Raw genomic sequence first — 22,886 nt, forward strand, 5'->3', positions numbered from 1 at the left:
TTCAGTCTTAACATCGTTACCGATCGGGAATGTGGTGCCAATGACGCGCGTGTCGAAAACGGAAGACTTGGGGAAGGCCCTTCGCGCTCGGCGCAGAGAGCTGGGGTACTCCCAAAGCGAGCTCGCAGGTTTTTGCGGCTGCGGCACGCGCTTCATTTCGGACTTGGAGAACGGCAAGGAGAGCATCCAACTCGGAAAGGCCCTCGACGTGGCGTCCATGATGGGGCTCAACGTGTACGTCGAGCGCAGGGGCGATGCCAGCGACTAGAACAGGCGTTTTCGCCGCATGCGCTCCTTATGCGTTCAGGATGCGCGCGGCGCCGTCTTCTACGTAGATGGCCTGCTTGTCGTCGAAGGGGCGAACGTCGAGGATGCCGGCGTATTCCCGAACGATCTGCTCGGCGGCGGGGTCGAGCTCGCGGTTGCGCTCATGGGGCACCGGGTAGAAGTCGACGAGGCTGAGCCCGGCGAAATCGTGCAGGTCGGGTGCCCGGTCGGGCCGATCCATCGCGCGCGAGTACGCGATGTCGGGAGCGGCTACGATGGCTCCCGCCGATTCGCCGATGCAGAGCTTGCCTGCGCGCACCGCTTCGCAGAGCAGCTTGTCCGCCCCAGATTTCCGCAGTTCCTGCAGCAGGTAGAAGGTGTTGCCGCCCACGATGAAAACGAGGTCGTTGCCCTCGAACGCGCGGCGCATGGCCTCGTAGGGCGCCGTGGAAACGTCGACGGCGTCCACGCGCAGCCCCATGCCGCGTAGCACCCATCGGCTCATGCGGGCGAGGAACCCGAGGCGTTCGACCCGGCTGGCCGTGGGGATGTACGTGACGGTTTTGCCTTCGAGGTCGGGCTCGATTTCCTTCAAGAGGCCCGTGACGTTCTGGAACATCGACACGAGAAGCAGCCTTTCCATGCGAGCCGTCCTTTCCCCTTGACTTGAAGCGCGCTCCAACCGGTATGGTACCAGAGAAACGACGGCGAAAGGAGCTGCGATGGAAGAGGCCCGCATGGATCGGCGCACCTTCGTCATGGGGGCGGCCGCCATCGGCGCGGCGGCGCTAGCGGGCGGGGTGCTGGGCGGATGCTCGGATGGGGAAGAGGCTGGGACGATGACGGAACCTGTTCCCGCTGCACCTTCGCCGACGCCCGAACCCGCCCCCGGGCCGCTGCCGTACGATTCCGTCTTCCCGCCGCACGAGCCTTTGGGCCGCGGCGTGGGAGCCATGCCGGGGCGCGTCGCCTGGGTGCGCGACGCGGCGGCCGTGACTTGGGACGGATCGGGCTACTGGTGGCAGCGCGAGCATTTCAACGAGGACGCGGTTCGGCGCATGGTGGACGACGGCGTTGCCGCGGCGGCGGGCGCGGACGATGCGGCGGCCGGATGGCGCGTGCTGTTCGAGGCGCACAACACGCGCGTCGGGCGCGCGGGCGGCTATCGGGCGGGTCAGCGGATCGCCGTCAAGGCGAACATGAACGGCGCGGGCACGTTCGGCACGGACGAGGACAGCGCCATGAGCTATACGACGCCGGTTCTTTTGCGTGCGCTGCTGCTGTCGCTCGTGGAGGACGCGGGCACAGCGCCGGGCGACATCGCGGTGTACGATGCGTGCCGCATCTTCCCGGCGCATATGATGGAGTTCTGCTCGGAGGGCGCGCTTGCCGGCGTGCGTTTCCGCTGTTACGACGAGGGCGGCCCGAACGACGCCGTGGGCGACGAAAGCGCGCCCGTCATCTGGTCGGGCGACGTGGCGGGAGCGGCGAACGTGGTGCCCGCCTGCGTATCGGAGGCCGACTACCTGATCAACCTCGCAAGCCTCAAGGGGCATAGCTACGGACTCACGCTGTGCGGCAAGAACCACTTCGGATCGCTGGTCAACTCCAACCGCCTGCGCCCGCCCGAGGCCGCCGGCATCCACCGCTACGTGTCGGGTCAGACTATGGGCATGTACACCGTGCCCGTCGATTTGCTCGCCAACCGCCTGCTGGGCGGCAAGACCATGCTGTGGATGCTGGACGGCCTGGTGACGGCCGTCTCCGAAGGAGCGTCGGTCACGCGCGAGGCGGCGCTGTGGGAGGGCGCGCCCTTCGACGGCGGGTTCGCGGCCAGCATCTTCCTGTCGCAGGATCCGGTGGCCATCGACTCGGTGGGCGCCGATTTCCTCATCAACCAGCCGGCGGTCACCAGCCGCAACGCCGCGCTCGAGGGCAACCTGGACGTGGAGAACTACCTGCATGAAGCCGCGTTGGCATCTGCGCCGCCATCGGGAGCCGCGTACCGCGACGGCGCAGGGAACCCGGTGGAGAGTCTCGGCGTGCACGAGCACTGGAACAATTCCGTGGAGCGCCTGTACAGCCGCGACCGCGGTGAGTCGGAGGGCATCGAGCTCGTCCGCATCCTGCGTTGAGGTCGCTGCACGCGATCTCCATTTGACTTGGAGCCGACTCCAAGTCGTAGACTCGAAGGACGGAAACGAGAGGAGAATCAGCATGAGGCAAAACGGATTGGACAGGCGCACCTTCGTGATGGGGTCGTTCGGCTTCTGCATGGCGGTGCTCGGCGGCGGCATGCTCGCCGGATGCGTCGCGGCGGAGGAGCAGGTTGCGGAAAACGATGCGCGCGAACAGGGCGAAAGCGGATCGGCCGAGTCCGTGGCGCCCGAATCGGCGCCTGAGCCCGCAGGTCGCGTCGGGCGGGCGCTCGTGGCGGTGTTCTCGTACTCGGGCACCACGCTCTCGGTCGCCGAGCGTATCGCGGAGGCGACGGGCGCCGACCTGTTCCGCATCGAGACGACCGACGCGTATCCCGACGACTACGACGCTATGATCTCTCAAGTGCAGCGCGAGCAGGACGAGGGCTATCTGCCGCCGATCGCGGCGACGGTGCCGGATTGGGACGCCTACGATGCGGTCTACCTGGGCCATCCCATCTGGTGGGGACAACTGCCGCACGTGATGCGGGCGTTCCTGTCGCAGCACGACTTGGCGGGCAAGGTTATCGTGCCGTTCTCCACGAGCAGCTCGAGCGGCAACGCCGAAGCCCTCGACGCCATCCGCGAACTCTGCCCTGCGGCCGACCTGCGCGAAGCTCTCCACCTCACGCGCGGCAGTCTCCCCGTCGCCCTCGATGAGGTGCAGCCGTGGATCGAGCGGTTGGGGCTGTAGCCGTCATGCCAAAGCGGGCTCGATAGGCGCACGCTCCTGGCGGGGTCGGCATTCAAAGGCGCGCTCGTCCCAATTCCGCTATGAACGCATTCTAGCCGGCCGCTCCCGTTTCGTCGCGCTTGAAGACGCCGGTGGATTCAAGCACGGCGGCGAACACCAGGGCGACTTCTTCGCGCATGACGGGGCAGAGCGCGCCGCCCCCGACATCGCCGCCTGCGAGACAGGGGGAGGGGGTTGTCGTCTCATGGTCGAACTCCCCGGCGCGGCGGGCGTAGACGTCGGCGGCCCAAGGGGCGTGGGGCGCGGTGGCCTCGCGGGCGAGCAGGCGCGCCTCCACCTCCTGCGGCGTGCGTCCTTCTCGTGCGGCGCACGCGAGCTCGTCCTGCACGGCCGGCAGCTCGCGGGCGAGGCGGGGCGGCAGGACGGCAAGCCCCATGATCTCGATGAGGCCGATGTTCTCCTTCTTGATATGGTGCAGCTCTTCGCCGGGATGGAAGATGCCCCAGGGATGCGCGGCGTCCGTGCGGTTGTTGCGCAGCACGAGGTCCAGCACGTACTCGCCGTTCTCCCGGTGCACGATGGGGTTGAGCGTGTTGTGGCGCACGGGCGCGCCGTCGGCGTCTCGGCCGCACGCGCGAACGCCGCACGGCTCGAAGGAGAAGCCCTGCCACGCGTCCAGCACCCGCTTGGCGCCGCGCGCGAGCGCATTCCGATCGTGAGAGATCAAACGGAGCACCGATGCGGGCCAGCGCACGACGCCGCCGTGCACCTGAGGACATCCCGGAAGCGCCACAGCGCGCTCGATAGGCGCGCGCATCAGCGGAAACACGTGCCGCCCTCCCTGGAAGTGGTCGTGGGAGAGTATGGAGCCGCCCACGATGGGCAGATCGGCGTTCGAGCCGACGAAGTAGAACGGGAACGCGTCGACGAAGTCGAGCAGCCGCTCGAAGCAGGCGGCGTCGATCTTCATGGGCCGATGCTCCGCGGAAAGCGCGATGCAATGCTCGGGAAAGTACGCGTACGGCGAGAACTGCAGCCCCCACCGCTCGCCGCCCAGCTCGATGGCGGCGATGCGCAGGCCGGGCTTGGCAGGGTGCTCGGGCGTGCCGGGGAATTCCTCGTTCTCCCAGCAGAGGTCGCACTGCGGCCCGCGCGAACGGCCGGCGGCCGGATGCCGTCCCTCGCTTGCCGCAGCCTTCGCGTGCGCCGGCGGTGCGCCAGCCGCCGCGTTCGCGCGCATGCTTGCGGGATCGTCCATGCGCTCCGGCGAGGGCGTGCCTTTCGAGGCTGCCGCCGTGATGGCGCGCGGATCCTTCTCGGGTTTGGCCAGGTTGATGGTGCATTCCAACGTGCCGTAGGCGCTCTCGCCCGTCCAACGGATGGCACGCGCCGCGTCTGCCTTGAGGTAGCCGCTGGCCGTGCCCAGCGCGTGCAGGTAGGCGACGGCCGCTTCCCCGTCGCGCGCGTGCAGGCGGGAGAAGGCGGCGCGCACTTCGTCGGGCGGCGGAAGCGGTGCGCCCATCAGGCCATCCGCTCCGCGTACGCGCCGCGGCCGTCTACCTTCGCGCGCAGGCAGGCGTCGTAGCCCAGCAGCGCATCCATCGACTCGCAGAACGCGTCGATGTCCTCCGCCGGCACGAAGGCCAGCGCGCTGCCGCCGAACCCGCCGCCGTGGATGCGGTACGCGCCGCGCCCGTCCAGGAGGTGCGCGCACAGCGCGAGGACCATCATGGCCGGCTGCCGTGCGCCCAAGCCGTCGCCGCGCGGCGACACGTTCTGCAGGAACTGCGCCGACGACGCGCCCGATTGCCGCACGCCTTCGAGAAACCCTTCGATGTCTCCGGATTCCAACGCCCGCTGCTGCGCGGCAACGCGCCGCGTCTCCTCGAAGTAGTGGAGCGCGCGCAAGGCCGCACGGTCGCCCAGGTGCGCGCGCACGTCGGCCAGCCGGGCGAGGAAGACGGGGTAGGGAACGTCTTCCAGCCGCTCGCATCCGAAGCGCCGCGCGACCGCGCGCATGTCGGCGGGAACGGCCGCGTACTCGTCCGCGTGGACGGAGTGGTCGCATCGGCTGTCCACCAGGCAGAGCGCATAGCCGCACGCCTCCCAGTCGAAGGCGATGGGCTCGACGCGCGGCAGGTCGCCCGCGAAGTCGAAGGCCGCCGCGCCGCCCTGCGCGCTGGCCAGCTGGTCCTGCACGCCGCAGGGCTTCCCGAAGTAGGCCTGCTCGACCTGAGCGCCCTCCAACGCCAGCGCCACGGGGTCGCACGGCACGGCGCCCGTCGGGTCGCACAGCACGCGCAGCAGCACGCCGACCAGCATCTCGAACGCGGCCGACGACGAGACCCCGGCGCCTGCGGGGATGTCGGAGCAGGTGGCCGCATCGAACCCGGAAAGCCTTCCGCCCGCGCGCACGAAGGCGGCCGCCATGCCGCGCACGAGCGCAAGCGACGTCCCGCGCTCGCTTTCGCGCGCGTCCAAGTCGCCGCAGCTCAGCGCGATGTCGCCGAAGCTCTCCATGCTCACGCGCATCTCGTCGGTGCCGTTCGGGGCGGCGAGCGCGTAGATGCGGCGGTCGATGGCGGCCGAGATCGTGCGCCCGCCCTGATGGTCGGTATGGTTGCCGGCCAGCTCCACGCGCCCGGGAGCGGATGCGAATGCGAGCGGCCGTGCGCCCGCGTTCCCGAAGCGCTCGGCGAACCGCTTGCGCAGGCGCGCCGGCGCAGGAGTGCGGGCATCCTCCAGGGTCGTCATCGCGCATCCTCCTCCGCCGGATCGGCCAGCTTGTTGACGCGCCGGTCGTAGGTGAGCAGCCCGTTCGTCTCCTCTTCCACGTCGGACAGCTGCGTGTACACGTAACCCGCAAGCCCTTCCGCCTCCAGCGCGTCCGCCTGCGCGAGCGTCTTGTGCACGGCATCCCGAAACGATGCCGGGTCGGGGCAGGCGGCGTATCCGTACGATGTGGCCAGCGAGCTGTGGTCGGCCAGATGGCACGACGATCCGCCGAACTCCGATATGACGAACGCTCGCGCCGGGCGCGCCTCGTCCCGGTACACCTCGAGCGGCCGGAAGTAGTTATGCACGCTCAGGAAGTCCCCGCAGGCCTGGTCGTACCAGCCGCTGACCGCGTCGACGGGCCGCGAGGGGTCGATCGCGCGCACCCGCTCCACGGCCCTGCGCGCGTCGAACTGCCCCCAGGCCTCGTTGAACAGCACCCAGGTCACGATGGACGGATGGTTCCCCAGGTAGCGCACGGTGTCCTCGCATGCTTCGGTCCACTCGGCGCGAAACGCCGCGCTGTCGGAGGCGAGCCCGGGGAAGTGGCGCGGGTCGTCGTCGGCGTAGCGGCCCCACGAGCCGCGGAAGAAGGTGGGCTTGTAGCTGGAATGCCAGGGGCTGGGCGCCGCGCCGCCGCTCACCATGTCCTGCCACACGAGCATGCCCAGCCTGTCGCAGTGGTAGTACCAGCGATCGCTCTCCACCTTGATGTGCTTGCGCAGCAGGTTGAACCCGAGGTCCTTCATCGACCGGACGTCGAAGGCCAGCGCCTCGTCCGACGGCGCGGTCATGAGGCCGTCGGGCCAATACCCCTGGTCCAGCACGCCGCGCAGGAAGAGGGGTTCGTGATTGAGGAACAGCCGCCTCGCGCCGTGCTCGTCCGCTTCCACGCTCACCGTGCGAAACGCGCAATAGCTGGTCACGCGGTCGCTTCCGTACGTCAGCTCCAGATCGTACAGATGTGGGTCGTCGGTGCTCCACCGGTGCGGACGCGCCACGTCGAGGATCGGCTCGCACGTCCCGTCGGCTGCGGGCGCCGCGGATGCGCGCGCAACTTCCGCGCCTTCGTCGAACACCCGCACGGTCAGCTCGCCGCCGTCCACCGCCGCGCCGCGCACCACCGCTCGCAACGTGAGCCGCCCTTCGACGCTCGCGTCGACGGCCAACCGTTCGATGCGCGCTTCCGGAACCGCTTCCAGCCACACGCTCTGCCAGATGCCGCTTTGCGCGGTGTACCAGATGCCCCCGCGCTTCAGCCGTTGCTTGCCGCGCAGCTGCACGCCCGCGTCGCTCGGGTCCCACACGCATATGGACAGCTCGTTCTCGCCGGAGACCAGCGCATCCGTGACGTCGAACGCGAACGGCAGGTAGCCGCCTACGTGCTCGCCTACGCGCACCCTGTTCACATAGCATGCGCATGCGTAGTCCACGGCTTCGAAGTGCACAACGAGGCGCCGACCGCCCTCCACGTCCATGCCGTCCGGCACGGCGAACGGCCGTCGGTACCACAGAAGCTCGTCCGGCTGCAACTGCCGCTCCGCGCCCGACAGGGGCGCTTCCGGCGAGAACGGCACGAGGATGCACCCGTCCCAGGCGTTCGGAGGGGCGGCATCGCGCCAGGCCTGCGCGGCGCTGTCGGCGTCGACGATGGCGTAGTCCCACCAGCCGTCGAGCAGCTCGAACCCCGCCCGCGCGAACTGCGGATGCGGATGCAGCCCCGCACGGCCCTTGCCTGCGGCCGCCTGCTCGCTCCACGGCGTGGTCAGCGGCCGCAGCTCCGCTTGCTCCGGCTTGCGCGGAGCGCTCGCGATGACGCGCTTGATGTCCAGCATGGCCGCTTGTCCTTCCTTGTCTTCGAAGCGCCCTAGAAGCGCTCGTCCTTTCAGGACGCTTCCCGATGCTCGCGTTCACGCTGCGCGCGGACGAACGGCAGCACGGCGAACGTCAGCGCTCCCACGACGGCGCCTCCCAAAAATATCAGCGACGACGGCGTGAACCCGTCGCCCACCACGCCGAACCCGACAGCGCCCGACGTGGCGCTCAGAGTCGACCCGATCCACGGCCCCACGAGCATGGGGACGAGCACCGCCATGAAGATGCGCACGCCCTGAAACATCCCCACGTGCCCGGCGGGCGTGTTGTTGCGCACCTCGGCGCCGAAGCACGCCACCGCGCCCAGGTAGCCGCACAGCATGAGCACCGATCCCGCGAACACGCCTGCGGCGCTGGTCAGCAGCGTGAGCACGAGGCATCCCGCGACGAACAGCGCCAGCGGCACGATCACCGAGCGCAGGAAACCGCGGCGGTCCACCCTCTTGCCGTACAGGATGGTGAACACGGCGGCAATGACGATGCCCGGTGCCATCACGAACACGTAGCTCTCTCCCAGGATGTAGGGAAGCCGCAGGTACAGCACGTAGCAGGGCATGAACACCTGCAACGCGGTGGCGAACACGAGGTAGGCCAGCAGCACCAGGTACAGCATCCGGTTCTCGGCCACCGCGCGCGGCCGGAAGCCGTACAGCACGCTTGCCAGGTAGCCGCCCTCCTCGCGCCGCTCGGGCGCGGAGTCGTCCATGAGCAGCAGCACCGCGATGCCGAGCGCCACCACGGCGGCTCCGATGACGATGAAGAACAGCGGGTAGTCGTAGGTCACCGTGCCGTCAGGCCGCACGATCATGAGGAACATCGCGCCGCCGAACACGGCCAGCATCGCCAGCAGCGGCATGGCCGAGTTCACGCCCTCCACCTTGCCGCGGTTCTTCTCGGTGGTGATGTCGGTGACCCAGGCGTTGAAGCACGAGTCGTTCGCCAGGCTGCCGAAGAACGTCATGATGCAGTCGAACACGATGGTCAGCGTCACGCCGAACGCCATGGCCGCCGCAGTCGAGCCGGCCAGCGCCAGCGAGATGGTCTGCAAGTAGGCGAACACGATGATGGACAGGCCCCAAAGGACGGTGCCGATGCCGATGAACGCCTTGCGCTTGCCCGCGCGGTCCGACCACGCGCCCACGAACAGCGTGGTGGCCGCCGCGGTCAGCGCCGAGGCCGATACCATCAGCGCCACGTCGGACAGCGACGCGTCGAACACGTCCTGGATGAACAGGTTGAAGAAGTTGTTCTCGAGCGCCCAGGCCACCTGCCCGAAGAACGACAGCAGGATGATGAGCGCCCACGACTTCTTCGTCAGGCCGGGGCGGGGAGGGGCAGCAGGTTCGGCAAGCATGGCCACGTCGATTCTCTCGAGGAAACGCAACCTGCTGCCATCCTACCGGATTCCCGCCCGTCGCGCACGCGTCGAAGCGCCGCGTTTCGCTTTCAGCTCATGAGCAGGATCCCTCGCGATCGGCGCTTTGCCGGCCTGATCGGGGAGGCGAGCCGAAGGACCCTGCTCTACCTGACCGAGGCGCATGCGCTCGGCACCGTGTTTTTGGCAGAGATTTAGAGGTGTGTGATTATTCGTTCGGCGAGGAGTCATCGAAAAGAGGGATACGTGTGCAAAATGCCAGGTTGCTCTTCGCCATCCGAGCGATTCTGACTGAATGCGTCGAACGGAAAATCACACACCTCGAAATCTCTGCCATTTTCGAGATCATTGCCGCAGATGTCTCATGCGCCCTTAAGAGGGCGGCCAAGTCGAAGATCCGCCGCCTTACTTCCACCATCCTCGGCCGCTTGGCCGACGACGACCTGTTCGCAGCCTCGGTGGTGCTGAACACGCAGCTCATGCTCGAGCAGGGGCAAGGGCGAGACGGCCGTCCGGCACCGTACGGTTCCGAGCTGTACGCGCTCACGGCGCGCATCGTCGAACAGGGTCAGCGCGAGGGCAGCGTGGTGGAGGGCGATCCGCTCAAGCTGGTCGACTACTACTGGGGCGTCGCGTACCTGTATGCGCTGAAACGGCTGTTCACTTTCGGATACGACATGATCGACGCGGCCGATATGGAGCGAACGTTGCTGAAAGGCGGGCGCTAGCATGGGCGCGCGCATCGCGCTGGTCACCGGTGCGACCGGCGGATTGGGGCGCGTCTTCGTGGATCAGCTGCTCGAGGAGGACGGCCTCGACGAACTCTGGGCGGTGGCTCGCACCGCGCAGAAGCTCGAACGCCTGCGCGACGAGCTGGGCTCGCGCGTGGTTCCGCTTCCGGTCGACTTGGCTAACGCATCGGGACTGCGAACCGTCGCGCGCATGCTCGAGGAGGAGCGCCCGACGGTGGCCTATCTGGTGAACAACGCCGGGACGGCCAAGATGGGCGCATGGGACGAGTTCTCCGTCGGAGAGATCGAGCGCACGGTGGCGTTGAACTGCACGGCCGTCACCGCGCTCTGCCGGACATGCTTGCCTTTCATGGGAAGGGGGAGCCGCATCCTGAACGTGTCGTCGGCTTCGGCCTTCCAGCCAACGCCGTACCTCTCCCTGTACGCGGCGACGAAGGCGTTCGAGCTCAGCTACTCGCGGGCGTTGCGCGCTGAGCTGGCGGGCACCGGCGTGACGGTATGCGGGGTATGCCCCAGCTGGGTGGACACCGACCTGCTCGTGCGCGAGGTCAACGGGCGTCGCGTGGCCTTCCCCGGGCTCGTGCCGCCCGAGAAGGTGGTCGCCCGCGCACTGCGCGACGCGCGGCGGGGGCGGGAGCTTTCGGTGTACCCGCTGTACGCGAAGTACCTTCACGCAGCCGCGAAGGTGGTGCCGCAACGCGTCGTCATGGCCACCTGGCTGCGCATGCTGAAGCGTTACGAAGGTTGAAGATTCGGGGAAGCGATGCTCGCAGCGTTTTCGCTTGCGGCCTTTTTCCTCCTATGGTATAAACGACGGCGTCAACACGACCTGAGGAGCATGACTTCTGTTACACGTACGCACGGAGATTGTCGTAAACCGGGAGGTTTGCGAGCTCTAGTCTCCGCACGAACCTCCCAAACAAGGCAACGACCATCATCGTTTTGGGAGAACCACCGTGGAAAAATTCAAGAGAGGCAGCGCCTTCTATCAGGCTCATGCCTGCATGGACAGTTTCGTCTGCAAACAGTGCGGCCGGATCGTCACGCCCGACGGGGCGGGAAGCCGCCATCGCAACCATTGCCCCCAGTGCCTGCACAGCCTGCACGTCGACGAGCGGCCCGGCGATCGCGCTTCCGTGTGCGAAAGCGTCATGGAGCCTATCAGCGTGTGGGTACGCAAAGACGGGGAATGGGCCATCGTGCACCGCTGCAAACGTTGCGGGCACCTGAGCTCGAACCGCATCGCAGCCGACGACAACCCCTTAAAGCTTATGTCCATCGCCGTGAAGCCGTTGGCCGAGCCGCCGTTTCCCCTCGAAGAGCTCGGGCCGGACGCATGCGGAGGGCAAGCGAGCGAAGGGGGCGATGCGCGATGACGGCCGTCGACTTACGTGCGTACGGTGTGACCGACGCGATCATGCGGCAGGCGCGCGAGGCGTCTGGTATCCACGACCCCGTCGTAGGGCGGATCCTGTCCCAGGCGCACGAGCTGTACCGTGTCGTCGGCGAGCAAGGCGAGCTGTTCGCCGAAGCGTCCGGCAAGCTGCGCCACACGGCGTGTTCGGCCGCCGACTTCCCGGCGGCGGGCGATTTCGTCTTACTGGATCGTGCGACCGATACGGCGGGGCGCGCCGTCATCGCCCAGGTGCTTCCGCGCACGAGCGCCTTCGTGCGCAAAGCGGCCGGCGCGGCGCTCGAGCAACAGGTGGTTGCGGCGAACATCGACGTCGCGTTTCTCTGCATGTCGCTCGTCGGGGATTTCAACCTGCGGCGTCTCGAGCGCTACCTGACGCTTGCGTGGGAGAGCGGGGCGGTGCCCGTCGTCGTGCTGACGAAGGCCGATGCATGCGACAGCCTGGAACGGCGGCTCGCCGCCGTGCAGTCGGTGGCCTTCGGCGTCGATGTGCTGGCTGTGTCGTCGATGGGGGAGTGCGGCTGCGAGGCCGTGCGCCCCTACCTGCGGCCGGGCAGAACCGCCGCCCTTCTGGGATCGTCCGGCGTGGGAAAGTCGACGCTGGTCAACCGCTTGTTGGGCGAGGAAGTTCTCGAGACGCGCGACGTACGCGCCGACGGGCGCGGCCGTCATGCCACCACGCGCCGCCAGCTCGTGCTGCTGCCGGGCGGCGGCCTCGTGATGGACACGCCCGGCATGCGCGAGCTGGGGCTCGGGGAGGCCGCCGGGGGCTTCGAGCAGGGGTTCGCCGACGTGGAGCGCCTGTTCGCCTCGTGCCGGTTCTCGAACTGCACCCACACGTCCGAGCCGGGGTGCGCCGTCTACGAGGCCATCGCGGACCGCGAGCTGTCCGAGCGCCGCTGGCAGGCGTACCGCAAGCTGAGGGCCGAGGCCGCGTTCGCCGAGGACAGGGCGGGCTACCTGGCTCGAAAGGAACGGAAGTTCAAGGATATCTCGAAAGCCGTCAAGCGTCTGCCCGCAAAGCGCTGATACGGGCGGGCGACCCGCCCGCCGCGCCCGCCCCGCCCGGGCGTGCGCGGCGCTTCCGGGCTCCTACATCGTGTCCCAGGGGTGGTCCTGCCTGTACTCGTGGATGTCGGCCCACATGCCCGAGCAGATGGAGTAGCCGCCGTCGCACACCACGGCCTGGCCCGTGATGTTGCAGGCCAGCGGGCTGACCAGGAACAGCACGGTGTTCGCCACGTCGTCGGCCGTGCCGAAGCGCTTGAGCGGCGCGTGGCGCTTCAGCATGTCGAACTGGAACTGCACCGACTCGTTGGTCTTGGCGTATGCGAGGATGCGGTCGTTCAAGATGGAGCCCGGCACCACGGCGTTGCAGCGCACGCCCCGGTCGCCGTACTGGACGGCCACCGAGCGGGTGAGCGCGTTGATGCCGGCCTTGCAGCATGCGTAGGCCGCCGTGGTGTCCTCGCCCACGAGCGAGGCCACCGAGCTGACGTTGACGATGGCGCCGCCCTGCTTCAGCAGATGGGGCAGGCTGTGGTGGATCATGAGGAAGTCGCCGCGCATGTTCACGGCGAAGATGCGGTCCCACGCCTCGACGTCCGTCTCGTGGACGTACCCTTCTTTGAGCTGCATGAATCCGCAATTGACGACGATGTCCAGCGCGCCGTAGCGCTCTGACGCGCCCTCGATCAACGCGACGATCGTCTCCTCCTGCGCAAGGTCGAACTCTGCGAACGTCGTGTCGAAGCCCTGCGCGTTCAGCTCGTCGGATTGCCGCCGTCCCGCGGGGTCGATGTCGGCCATGACCACCTTCGCGCCCTGCTGCGCGAGCTTGGCGGCGATGGCGAACCCCGTGCCTCCCGCGCCCGATCCCGCTGCTCCGGTGACGATGGCAACCTTGCCGTCCAATCCGTAATCGACCATGATCAACGCCTCCTTCTGCAGGCGCGTGCAGCGCCCGACGCGGGTTTGCCGTCCGACTCGCAGTATAGGCGAAAAAAGAACCCGGCGCATCGCGGCGCCGGGTTCGTTACCTGCAGGGAAGGGATGCCGGAGGCGGCGCTGCCTTACAGCGTCTCGAAGTTCCAGGAGCTCATGTACTTGACCTGCTCCTCGGTGAGCTCGTCGATCTCGATGCCCAGCGTTTCCAGCTTCACGCGCGCCACGTGCGTATCGATGGCGGCGGGCACGTCGTACACTTTGTTCTCCAGCTCGCCGGCATGGAGGTACAGGTACTCGGCGGCCAGCGCCTGGTTCGCGAAGCTCATGTCCATCACGGACGCGGGGTGGCCCTCGGCGCACGACAGGTTCACGAGGCGACCCTGCGCCAGCACGATCACCGTGCGGCCGTCCGGCAGCGTGTACTCTTCCACCAGCGGTTTGATCTCCTCTTTCTTCGTGGCGTGGTCTTCCAGCCACTCGAGGTTGATCTCGGAGTCGAAGTGGCCGGAGTTGCACACGATGGCGCCGTCCTTCATGTTCTCGAACGCCGGGCCGTCCACCACCTTGCAGTTGCCGGTCACGGTCACCCACACGTCGGCGAAGCGCGCCGCCTCGGCTGCGGGCATCACCTCGTAGCCCTCCATGTGCGCTTCGAGCGCCTTGAGCGGGTCGACCTCGCACACGATGACGCGCATGCCCATGCCCTTCGCGCGCAGGGCCAGGCCGCTGCCGCAGTAGCCGTAGCCCGAGATCACGATGGTGCGGCCGCACAGGAGGCGGTTCGTGGCGCGCACGATGCCGTCGAGCGTGGACTGGCCCGTGCCGTAGTGGTTGTCGAAGCAGTGCTTCGTGTTCGCGTCGTTGATGTTGAACACGGGGTAGGCGAGCGTCCCCTCGGCGGCCATGGACATGAGGCGCACGACGCCCGTCGTGGTCTCCTCGGTGCCGCCCACCACGTGCGCCAGCTTGTCGGTGAACTTGGTGTGCAACGCGGTGTCGAGGTCGGCGCCGTCGTCCATGACGATCTGCGGGTCGCAGGCGATGACGGCCTCGATGTGGCGGTTGTAGGTGTCGGCGTCCTCGCCGGCGACGGCGAACACGTCGATGCCGAAGTCGCGCACGAGGGAGGCGGCCGTGTCGTCCTGGGTGGACAGCGGGTTGGAGGCGCACAGCGTCACCTTCGCGCCCGAGGCCGAGAGCGCGTGCATGAGGTTCGCCGTCTCGGTGGTCACGTGCATGCAGGCGCCGATGCGCACGCCGTCCAAGGGCTTCTCGCGCTCGAAGCGCTCGCGGATGGACGCCAGCACGGGCATGTCGCGGTCCGCCCACAGGATGCGGGCGAGGCCCTCGTCGGCCAGGGCGATGTCTTTGATATCGTGGTTCAAGGGTATGCCTCCATTGACATATAAGGGAACGTGCGATTCTCGATCTCTCAGATTATCATAGCCGAACCGACCTAGTTATGAAGTTCGTATGCAGAACCTTTGTGAATACCGGTGATTTATGACCTCGAATTCGGAAGAAACGGTAACGAACGGACTCGTTGTTGCCCCGAACGGCTGCTCACCCGCTATAATCTGTCCAGCTTGGAACGCGTTACAGCCAGAGCGCCGCATGGGCGGCGAACAGGCGGCGTTCCGCACAACCCTCAGACGAAACCGAACAACACCAGGGGGGCGGAGCGCGACCCGCAGGACGGGTGCGCGATGGCACGGCCGCAAGGAGCGTTCGCGGCCCGACAAAGGAGCAAAGGTGCTGGACCAGTTTTTTTCGCAGATCTCGTTCGTTGACATATTCAACTTCTGCGTGTTTCTCACGTTCACGATCTGCTACACGTATCAGCTCTACTACGTGTTCGTGGTGCTGACGCGCAAGCCCAAGGAGCTCACGGCGAAGAAGAACCACAAGTTCGCCGCAGTCATCTCGGCTCGCAACGAGAGCGCCGTCATCGGCGACCTCATCCACTCCATCAAGGTGCAGAACTATCCGTCCGAGCTCATCGACGTGTTCGTCATCGCCGACAACTGCACGGACGACACCGCGCGCGTGGCCCGCGAGGCAGGCGCCATCGTCTTTCCCCGCAGCAACGACAAGGAAGTTGGCAAGGGCTACGCGCTCGACTACGGCTTCCAGTGCATTCGCGAGCGCTACGCCGACAAGGGTTACGAGGCGTACTTCGTGTTCGACGCCGACAACGTGCTGGATGTGAACTACTTCCGCGAGATGAACAAGACCTTCGACAACGGAGCGAAGGCCTCGACCAGCTATCGAAACTCCAAGAACTACGACTCCAACTGGATATCCGCGGGCTACGCCGTGTGGTTCCTGCGCGAGGCGAAGTTCCTGAACCAGGCGCGTCTCACGCTGAACACCAGTTGCGCCGTGTCGGGCACGGGCTTCTTCATAGCCGCCGACATCATCGAGAAGAACGGCGGTTGGAAGTGGCACCTGCTCACCGAGGACATCGAGTTCTCTGCGAACAGCATTCTCGAGGGCACGCGCATCAGCTACACGCCCACGGCCATCCTCTACGATGAGCAGCCCATCACGTTCCGCGACTCGTGGAACCAGCGCTTCCGCTGGGCGAAGGGCTTCTACCAGGTGTTCTGGCACTACGGTGCCCGCCTGGCGAAAGGCATCGCCGTGAACCCCAAGGGCGCGCGCTTCGCTTGCTACGACATGCTCATGACCATCGCGCCGGGCATGCTGCTTACCATCGTGTCGGTGCTGTTCAACGCCATCATCGTGTTCCTCAGCCTCACCGGAGCCATGTCCACGGGCATCATGGTTGCCTCCTCGCTGTCGTCCATCTTGTTCTGCCTGCTGAACTACTTCATCTTCATGTTCATGTTCGGCGTGCTGACCACGTTCGTGGAATGGGACTCCATCCGTTCCACCACGGGCAAGAAGGTTCTGTACATGTTCACGTTCCCCGTGTTCATGATGACCTATATCCCCATCGCGCTGGTCGCGCTCGTGAAGAAGTGCAACTGGAAGCCCATCAAGCACAGCATCTCGGTTGATGTGGCCGAGCTCTCCGACGCGGCAAGCGCCGCACCCCAAAAGCAGCGTGAGCGCACCATGTAGCACGCGGTGTCAAGTCGATATGCGAAAGCGGCGGGCCTCCGGGCCCGTCGCTTTTTTGCGCCCGGTTGGCGCACGTCTGCATCCTCGCCCGAAAAACACGCCTCGATGCATGAGGCGTGTTTTTCGGGCGAGGATGGCTTCCGACGGCGCCGATGTGCTTGCGAGTCGGGGGGGGGTTACCACACGCGGGCGAAGGTGAGGCAGCGGACGGTGGCGGCTCCGGCGACGCGGACGGCGTCGGTCGCGGCGAACAGCGTGGCGCCGGTGGTGTACACGTCGTCGACCAGGATGACCGAGGGGAAGGCGCTTGCGCCGGGCAGCGGGATGAAGCGGCCTTCCATATTCGCCAATCTGTCGCGGCGCGCGAGGGCGCGCTGGTCGCGGCTGCGGGGGCGGGCGAGCACGGGCGCGACGGCGAGGCCCAGGCGGTCGGCCAGCGCCTGGGCCAGCTCCTCGCCGTGGTCGAAGCCGCGCCGTCTGCGGGCGGCGGCGGTGGCGGGCACCGGCACGATGCAGGGATGGTCGGCGAGCCAGGAGGGCGGCGCCATCGGCGCCATGAGCGTCGCCATGGCGCCTGCCAATCGCCGCTCGCCGGCATCCTTCCAAGTGCGCACGATGCGGGCGGCGGCATCGTCGAAGGCGACGGCGCTCGTGCAGGCGTCGAAGGGCGGCTCGTCGCGTCCGGCAACGCTCATCAGCACGTCGTTGCACTCGCTGCACTGCACGCGGCCGAACGGCGCGCCGCAGCGCGGGCAGGCGCGCCACCAGTCGATATGGCTCAGGTTGAGGCTGCAAGGCGCGCACAGCACCTCGCCCGGGGTGTCGCATACGGCGCAGCGCGTGGGCCACAGCGTCTCGGCGATGGCCTCGGCGGCTCCGCGCCCGTAGAGGCCCGCCGTCCTCAGCAGACGCTCGCGGCGGGGAACGCGCGGGCATGCGCCTGCTTCCCGTGCGGTCGGGCGTGCGGGGGCGAGGGCGAGGGTTGTGCGGGCGATCGTCATCCTACGAGGATAGCACGGAGCCTTCCACGCGCCGCACACGGCGCTCTCATGTCCGGCACCCGCCGTTCTCGCGCGGATTCCACGCCGATTCAGCGTCGTTTCCACGCGCTTTCCCCTCGTTTCTCGCGCGCTTCTCGCATGTGCGCCGCAGGCCTGGCCGGCATCGCGAAAGCATGCGCGCTTCACAGGGCCTTGCAGGCCTTTCGACCCGCGGAGCCTCGAAGGAGCGGCGTCCCCTCATCGTGTCCGGCGTTCGGGCGGCGTGCCCGCCTGGAGCCTTTTCGGCGGCGTCCGCGCGTTTCTCGCGGATTGTGCGGCTCGGCTTTCAGGCGTTTTCATGATCTGGTACACTGAGTGACGCTTCTTTCGAGTCTGTAGTTGCGGGTTTTTCAACCTCAGTCCACGGCAGATGCGGTCGAAAGGACCCACGTAAGCCGCGCGGTCTCCGCGCGACGATCATGGCGTATCCTAGAGGTAAGCCGCACCGCCTGAGTATCGCGACATCCGGTTGCGACGGGCGAGAGGGCAAGGCGCAAGCTGAGTTCCAGTGCGCGAGTGTGGGGGCAAAGACTAGGTCAGTCGAAAGAGGCAGCATGAACATCAAGCTAGATGGAGGCTCACCGGTTATGAAGCGTTATAAAACGCTCGCGTCCTGCTGCATGGCGGTCGCGTGCATGGCGGCCCTGCTCGTCGTTCTGACGGGCTGCTCATCGCAGCAGAGCTACACTCCCCCCGAGAAGACGCCCACGCTATCCTCGCCGACCATCGGCAAGGACGGTACGCTGCGCGTCGGTGTGAACACCGACAACCAGCCCCTGGCGGGACAGCCTTCCTCCTCGTCCAAAATCGTCGGCATCGACGTGGACGTGGCGGCGGCGCTGGCTGACAGCTTCGGGCTGAAGCTCGAGGTCGTCAACGTGGGATCGGATGCCGAATCGGCTCTCAAAGAGGGAACGGTCGACATCGTCATGGGCATCGACAAGTCCGACAGCAGCACCTCGTTCTGGAAGTCTGACGCGTACCTGCCTACGGCCGTGGCGTTGTTCTCCGCGCCGTCCAACACGCAGGTTCCCACGAACGTCGTCGAGACGAAGATCGCCGCGCAGGTGTCGTCGAAGAGCGCTTGGGCGGTGACGAACGAATTCGACAAGGCAACCTTCTCCACGACCGACGACCTCAAGAGCGCGTTCGCCGAGCTGGCCTCGGGCCAGGTGCAGTACGTGGCGGCCGATGCCATCATCGGGACGTACGCGGCGCACAGCGCGGGCGACGACGTGCATATCGTGGCGCTCATGCAGCAGGCGGGCGGCTACGGCGTGGGCGTGTCGGATGCGAACACCGATCTCAAGCAAGCGGTCTCCGAAGCCCTCGCCACGCTGACCGGCAACGGCACCATCGGCGTCATCGAGACGAAGTGGCTGGGTACCGCGCTCGACCTTTCGTCCACGCCGCTGACTGCCGGCGCCACCAAGTCCACGGACGCGGGCGCGACCGTTGCTTCGAAGGAGCCGAAAGACGAGAGCGAAGGCGAGAACGCTGACGGGGACGCTGCTCCTGCCGACGAAGGCACGGGCGCCGGCGACGAGGTGAACGCGGGCGAGAACGCCGTGCAGCCTGGAGACGTCGCTGCTTAGAGCCGAGATCCTCCCGAACGTTCGAAAGCCCTGGAACGCCGACACCGCGCGTCCGGGGCTTTCTTTATGGCGGGGAAGGAAAGGCGCTTGACTTGGAGTGCGCTCCAAGTGGTTCAATGGTCGACGATCGGTATCATGACGGAGGTTGAACATGGAGCAACGACAACTGCGCGAGCTGCTCGAGCGCGTCGCGGCGGGCGAGACCGCCGTCGACGAGGCCGAGCAGGCGCTGCGCATCGCTCCGTTCACGGAGCTGGGCTACGCGACGGTGGACAACCATCGCGGCATGCGCCAGGGCGTGTCGGAGGTGGTGTACGGTGCGGGCAAGACGGCCGAGCAGATAGCGGGCGTGTGCCGCGCGCTCGTGGAGAACGGGCAGGAGCGCGTGCTGGTCACCCGGCTCGACGCCGAGAAGGCCGCCGCGGTCGAACGTGCCCTGGAAGGCGCGTGCCCTCTCGCGTTCGCCTACCGCCAAGGCCCGCGTCTCGGCATCCTGGGCGAGGCGCCCGAGCCCGACGGCAACGGGCCTATCGTGATAGCCGCCGCCGGCACGAGCGACCTTTCGGTGGCGGAGGAAGCCGCCGTGACGGCCGAGATGCTGGGCAACGACGTGGTGCGCCTGTACGACGTGGGCGTGGCCGGCATCCATCGCTTGCTGGCGCATGCCGACGACATCGCGCGGGCCAGCGTCGTGGTGGCGGTGGCGGGCATGGAGGGCGCGCTGGCCAGCGTGGTGGGCGGTCTCGCGTCGTGTCCGGTGATCGCCGTGCCCACGAGCGTGGGCTACGGCGCCAGCTTCGGCGGCGTCGCGGCCCTGCTGGCCATGCTGAACTCGTGCGCCTCGGGCGTGTCCGTCGTCAACATCGACAACGGCTTCGGCGCGGGCTACCAGGCCCATATGATCAACCATGTGAAAGCGAGGACGGCATGACGACGTTGGTTTGGAACTTGGAAGAGAACGCCACGAGGCGCCACCTGCTGGCCGTGGCGTTGCTGCAGCTGCCCGAAGAGCGGCGCGCGCAGGTGCTCGAGGCCGCCGAGGCGGCCGGCGTTTCCGACGGGCATCATCACGACCTGGGCGAGGTGAACGCCGCCATCGACGCGCTCGCCGCGAGCGAGCGGGCGAAGGGCGACATGCGCGCCGTCTACCGCATCCTCGCCGAGGCTGAGGCCGCGGCGCACGGCTGCACGGTGGAGGAGACGCACTTCCACGAAGTGGGCAACGGCGAGGCGCTGCGCAACGTGCTCGCCATCTGCCTGGCCGTGGAGGCGCTCGACCCGGACGAGATCGCGGCCACCCGCGTGCAGACCGGCAGCGGCACCGTGCGATGCGCCCACGGCGAGCTGCCCATCCCCGCGCCGGCCACCGCCGCCATCATCGCCCGCGGCATCCCCACGTGCGAGCGCAAGCTGGAAGGCGAGCGCTGTACCCCCACGAGCGCCGCCGTCATCCTCCACTTCGTGCAGCGCTACGATGCGTAGCAACCCGCTCCGCCGCTCCGCGTCGTAGCGCTTCGTCAGAGTGTTTCACGTGAAACACTCGTTCGAGCAAACAAATGTTTCACGTGAAACATCCGCGCGGCATTTGGAGGGAGAACAACGCCTCGCGGGTTGGCGTAGTGAGGCAGCGAGAAGGCCCCCGGCGTTCGGAGTTGTCCCGCTGCGCTGCCAAGCGTACTTCGGTACGCGCCGAGCGGCGCACAAGGGGCAACTCCGAACGCCGGGGGCCTTCGCAGTGTCGAGTCGTTCCGCCGGCCGTGAGGCCGACGGAACCGGCTAGTTCAGGAAGTCTTCGAGGATCTCCTGCTCGGCTTCCTCTTCGGTCAGACCCAGGGTCATGAGCTTCGTGATCTGGTCGCCGGCGATCTTGCCGATGGCGGCCTCGTGCACCAGCAGGGCGTCCTCGTGGGCGGCCTCGATGCCGGGGATGGCGGTCACCTTCGCCGTGCCCATGAGGATTGCGTCGCACTGCACGTGGCCGCGGCACTGCGCCTCGCCGATGACCAGCGGGTTGAAGATCTGCTTGGAGTTGTCCTGCGCCACCGAGCGCGAGATTACCTGCACGCTGGAATCGTCGCCCTTGAGCTCCACCTTCATGTTCGAGGTGGCCACCTGGTCGTCGTGGGTCAGCAGCTTCTCGGTCAGCACCAGCTTCGCGCCCGCGCCCAGCTCGGCGTTCGTGTCGCGCACGGTGGACGACACGCCGCGCAGCTGCGTGAGCTCCATCTCGCAGCTGGAATTCTCGTCCATGATCACGTTGGTCACGGGGTTGAGGATGCGCTCGCCGGTGCCGGTGCCTTCACCGTAGTGCTTCTCCACGTACTTCACGTGGCTGTTCTTGCCGCAGTAGAACGTGTGGATGCCGTCGTGCTCGGAGGCCTGGTGGCTCTCGTTGTGGATGCCGCAGCCGGCGATGATGGTCACGTCGCAGTCGTCTTCGATGTAGAACGTGTTGTACACGACGTCCTTCAGGCCCGACTGCGTGACGATGACGGGGATGTACACCGTCTCGCCCTTCGTGCCCGCCTTGATGCGGATGTCGATGCCGGGGTTGTCCGTCTTCGTGGCGATCTCGATGTTCGCCGAGGAGTGGCGCTCGACGAGCTCGCCGTCCTTACGGATGTTAAACGCGCCTTTCGGCATGCCGTGTATGTTGGCGATCTCGGCGAGCAGGCTCTCGTCGATGGGGGAAAGATCAACAGCCATGATGGCCTCCTTCTGGGTTCAAAGCGGCGGCTTCGTGCAGCTGCCGCGTGCGTGAAAGCGAACGAATGTTTCACGTGAAACATTCGCAGCGCGGCGTGGGCGGGTTAGCAGGTGGTGGCGATCTCCGTGAGGTGCAGCTCGGTGGGGGTGCTCAGCTGGCAGCCGGGGATGCCCTTCGCCACGAAGCCCAGCTTCGGCATGAGCTCCTCGGGCGTGCCCGTCTCGGCAACCTTGCCGTCGCGCAGAAGCACGATCTCGTCGGCCAGCTGGATGATGCGCTCCTGGTGCGAGATGATCACGATGGAGCGGCCGTCGCGCGCCTCGTGGATGTCGCGGAACGTCTCGGTCAGGCGGTCGAAGCTCCACAGGTCGATGCCCGCCTCGGGCTCGTCGTAGATGGCCAGCTTCGGGTCGCGCGCGAGGATGGTGGCGATCTCGATGCGCTTCACCTCGCCGCCGGACAGGTTCTTGTCCACCTCGCGCGTGAGGTAGCTGGCCGAGCACAGGCCCACCTTCGCCAGGTACTCGTTGCACGCGAGCATCGGCAGCTTCTTGCCGGCCGCGATGTCCAGCAGCTTCTTCACCTTCATGCCCTTGAAGCGTGCGGGCTGTTGGAAACCGTAGCCGATGCCCTTCTTGGCGCGCTCGGAGATGGACAGGTCGGTAATGTCCTCGCCGTCCAGCAGGATCTGGCCGCTCGTCGCGCGCTCGACGCCCATGATGAGCTTGGCCAGCGTCGACTTGCCCCCGCCGTTCGGGCCGGTGATAACCGTGAAGCGGCCGTCGGGGATGGTGAGCGACAGATCGTCGATGATGCGCTTCGTTTCCTTCGATCCGTCCGCAAGCGGCACCTCGAAGGTGAGGTTCTTGAGTTCCAGCATAACAGCAGCTCTCCGTATTCTTCTCGTCTATTTGATACTGTATTACTATCATTATTGCGGCGCTCGGTCAAGCGCGGCCGCATGCTCGGCGACAGGCGCGTCCGCCTCGGCCGTCAACGGCCGGGACGACCCCCGGATCCAATCGCTTCGCACGCACTCGGTTCCAACCGCTTATTCTAGCTCAAGCGCGAGGACGTGTGCTTCGGAAGTGCGATTTTCAGGGCTTGCCAGGCAAAGGCCGGGCGTGCGAGCATCCGGCAGGGGTTCGGGTGGCGATAAT

The 22,886-nt window shown here is 67.0% G+C and carries 21 protein-coding genes; 11 read left to right on the forward strand and 10 right to left on the reverse strand.

Going from position 1 to position 22,886, the window contains the following annotated elements; all coding sequences use genetic code 11:
- Window positions 1-40 precede the first annotated feature (40 nt).
- Window positions 41-268, forward strand: coding sequence for a helix-turn-helix domain-containing protein (locus tag ELEN_RS05955; protein WP_015760456.1), 228 nt, complete (start codon window positions 41-43; stop codon window positions 266-268).
- 27 nt (window positions 269-295) lie between these two features.
- On the opposite strand, the gene ELEN_RS05960 is transcribed toward ELEN_RS05955, so the two are convergent.
- Window positions 296-910 carry a Type 1 glutamine amidotransferase-like domain-containing protein gene (locus ELEN_RS05960; protein ID WP_015760457.1) on the reverse strand — a complete coding sequence of 205 codons (615 nt, stop codon included), beginning with the start codon at window positions 908-910 and terminating at the stop codon, window positions 296-298.
- Between the two features lie 79 nt (window positions 911-989).
- Here ELEN_RS05960 and ELEN_RS05965 point away from each other — a divergent pair, with 79 nt between their 5' ends.
- Both ELEN_RS05965 and ELEN_RS05970 read left to right on the forward strand, forming a co-directional pair.
- Window positions 990-2,402, forward strand: coding sequence for a DUF362 domain-containing protein (locus ELEN_RS05965; RefSeq protein ID WP_015760458.1), 1,413 nt, complete (start codon window positions 990-992; stop codon window positions 2,400-2,402).
- 82 nt (window positions 2,403-2,484) lie between these two features.
- Window positions 2,485-3,159, forward strand: a complete 675-nt coding sequence (locus ELEN_RS05970) for a flavodoxin (RefSeq protein ID WP_015760459.1) — start codon at window positions 2,485-2,487, stop codon at window positions 3,157-3,159.
- Window positions 3,160-3,250: 91 nt separating this feature from the next.
- On the opposite strand, the gene ELEN_RS05975 is transcribed toward ELEN_RS05970, so the two are convergent.
- Genes ELEN_RS05975 through ELEN_RS05990 form a run of 4 tightly spaced genes read right to left on the reverse strand, consistent with a single transcriptional unit; the run spans window position 3,251 to window position 9,163 of the window.
- On the reverse strand, window positions 3,251-4,681 hold the full coding sequence (locus ELEN_RS05975; RefSeq protein ID WP_015760460.1) for a UDP-glucose--hexose-1-phosphate uridylyltransferase: 1,431 nt from the start codon (window positions 4,679-4,681) through the stop codon (window positions 3,251-3,253).
- Window positions 4,681-5,913: a galactokinase gene (locus ELEN_RS05980; protein ID WP_015760461.1), complete on the reverse strand. Its 1,233-nt coding sequence runs from the start codon at window positions 5,911-5,913 to the stop codon at window positions 4,681-4,683. The genes ELEN_RS05975 and ELEN_RS05980 overlap by 1 nt, the downstream gene beginning before the upstream one ends.
- Entirely contained in the window at window positions 5,910-7,769 is a 1,860-nt protein-coding gene (locus tag ELEN_RS05985) for a glycoside hydrolase family 2 protein (protein WP_015760462.1), read from the reverse strand. Before ELEN_RS05985 ends, ELEN_RS05980 begins: the two co-directional genes overlap by 4 nt.
- A gap of 50 nt (window positions 7,770-7,819) precedes the next feature.
- Complete coding sequence (locus tag ELEN_RS05990) at window positions 7,820-9,163, reverse strand: MFS transporter (protein ID WP_049760245.1); 1,344 nt, start codon at window positions 9,161-9,163, stop codon at window positions 7,820-7,822.
- A 269-nt stretch (window positions 9,164-9,432) separates the two neighbouring features.
- Here ELEN_RS05990 and ELEN_RS05995 point away from each other — a divergent pair, with 269 nt between their 5' ends.
- From ELEN_RS05995 to rsgA, 4 genes are all read left to right on the forward strand, one after another.
- Entirely contained in the window at window positions 9,433-9,912 is a 480-nt protein-coding gene (locus ELEN_RS05995) for a hypothetical protein (RefSeq protein WP_015760464.1), read from the forward strand.
- A gap of 1 nt (window position 9,913) precedes the next feature.
- The gene (locus ELEN_RS06000) at window positions 9,914-10,684 is read left to right on the forward strand and encodes an SDR family NAD(P)-dependent oxidoreductase (protein ID WP_015760465.1); all 771 of its coding nucleotides are present in this window, start codon (window positions 9,914-9,916) and stop codon (window positions 10,682-10,684) included.
- Window positions 10,685-10,892: 208 nt separating this feature from the next.
- Window positions 10,893-11,312, forward strand: a complete 420-nt coding sequence (locus ELEN_RS06005; protein ID WP_015760466.1) for an RNHCP domain-containing protein — start codon at window positions 10,893-10,895, stop codon at window positions 11,310-11,312.
- Entirely contained in the window at window positions 11,309-12,379 is a 1,071-nt protein-coding gene (gene rsgA / locus ELEN_RS06010; protein WP_015760467.1) for a ribosome small subunit-dependent GTPase A, read from the forward strand. The genes ELEN_RS06005 and rsgA overlap by 4 nt, the downstream gene beginning before the upstream one ends.
- 63 nt (window positions 12,380-12,442) lie before the next feature.
- Here rsgA and ELEN_RS06015 read toward each other — a convergent pair whose 3' ends face one another.
- Together ELEN_RS06015 and ahcY are read right to left on the reverse strand one after the other, a co-directional pair.
- Window positions 12,443-13,279: an SDR family oxidoreductase gene (locus tag ELEN_RS06015; protein WP_015760468.1), complete on the reverse strand. Its 837-nt coding sequence runs from the start codon at window positions 13,277-13,279 to the stop codon at window positions 12,443-12,445.
- 143 nt (window positions 13,280-13,422) lie between these two features.
- Window positions 13,423-14,682, reverse strand: a complete 1,260-nt coding sequence (gene ahcY / locus ELEN_RS06020) for an adenosylhomocysteinase (RefSeq protein ID WP_015760469.1) — start codon at window positions 14,680-14,682, stop codon at window positions 13,423-13,425.
- 367 nt (window positions 14,683-15,049) lie between these two features.
- Between ahcY and ELEN_RS06025 the strand changes: the two genes are divergently transcribed.
- The gene (locus ELEN_RS06025; protein ID WP_009304670.1) at window positions 15,050-16,384 is read left to right on the forward strand and encodes a glycosyltransferase family 2 protein; all 1,335 of its coding nucleotides are present in this window, start codon (window positions 15,050-15,052) and stop codon (window positions 16,382-16,384) included.
- A 176-nt stretch (window positions 16,385-16,560) separates the two neighbouring features.
- On the opposite strand, the gene ELEN_RS06030 is transcribed toward ELEN_RS06025, so the two are convergent.
- Window positions 16,561-17,490 carry a ComF family protein gene (locus ELEN_RS06030; protein ID WP_226844463.1) on the reverse strand — a complete coding sequence of 310 codons (930 nt, stop codon included), beginning with the start codon at window positions 17,488-17,490 and terminating at the stop codon, window positions 16,561-16,563.
- A gap of 521 nt (window positions 17,491-18,011) precedes the next feature.
- Here ELEN_RS06030 and ELEN_RS06035 point away from each other — a divergent pair.
- The 3 genes from ELEN_RS06035 to larC all read left to right on the forward strand — a co-directional run bounded on the left by ELEN_RS06035 (window position 18,012) and on the right by larC (window position 20,501).
- Window positions 18,012-19,019, forward strand: a complete 1,008-nt coding sequence (locus ELEN_RS06035; RefSeq protein WP_015760471.1) for a substrate-binding periplasmic protein — start codon at window positions 18,012-18,014, stop codon at window positions 19,017-19,019.
- A gap of 151 nt (window positions 19,020-19,170) precedes the next feature.
- Window positions 19,171-19,950, forward strand: coding sequence for a nickel pincer cofactor biosynthesis protein LarB (gene larB, locus ELEN_RS06040; protein ID WP_015760472.1), 780 nt, complete (start codon window positions 19,171-19,173; stop codon window positions 19,948-19,950).
- Window positions 19,947-20,501 carry a nickel pincer cofactor biosynthesis protein LarC gene (gene larC / locus ELEN_RS06045; protein ID WP_015760473.1) on the forward strand — a complete coding sequence of 185 codons (555 nt, stop codon included), beginning with the start codon at window positions 19,947-19,949 and terminating at the stop codon, window positions 20,499-20,501. The genes larB and larC overlap by 4 nt, the downstream gene beginning before the upstream one ends.
- A gap of 294 nt (window positions 20,502-20,795) precedes the next feature.
- Here larC and ELEN_RS06050 read toward each other — a convergent pair whose 3' ends face one another.
- Both ELEN_RS06050 and ELEN_RS06055 read right to left on the reverse strand, forming a co-directional pair.
- A complete protein-coding gene (locus ELEN_RS06050) occupies window positions 20,796-21,725 on the reverse strand; it encodes a SufB/SufD family protein (protein WP_015760474.1) in 930 nt (309 codons plus the stop codon).
- Window positions 21,726-21,829: 104 nt separating this feature from the next.
- The gene (locus ELEN_RS06055) at window positions 21,830-22,606 is read right to left on the reverse strand and encodes an ABC transporter ATP-binding protein (protein WP_009304664.1); all 777 of its coding nucleotides are present in this window, start codon (window positions 22,604-22,606) and stop codon (window positions 21,830-21,832) included.
- Between the last annotated feature and the right edge of the window lie 280 nt (window positions 22,607-22,886).

This window comes from Eggerthella lenta DSM 2243 (genome assembly GCF_000024265.1).
In the GTDB taxonomy this organism is placed as follows: domain Bacteria; phylum Actinomycetota; class Coriobacteriia; order Coriobacteriales; family Eggerthellaceae; genus Eggerthella; species Eggerthella lenta.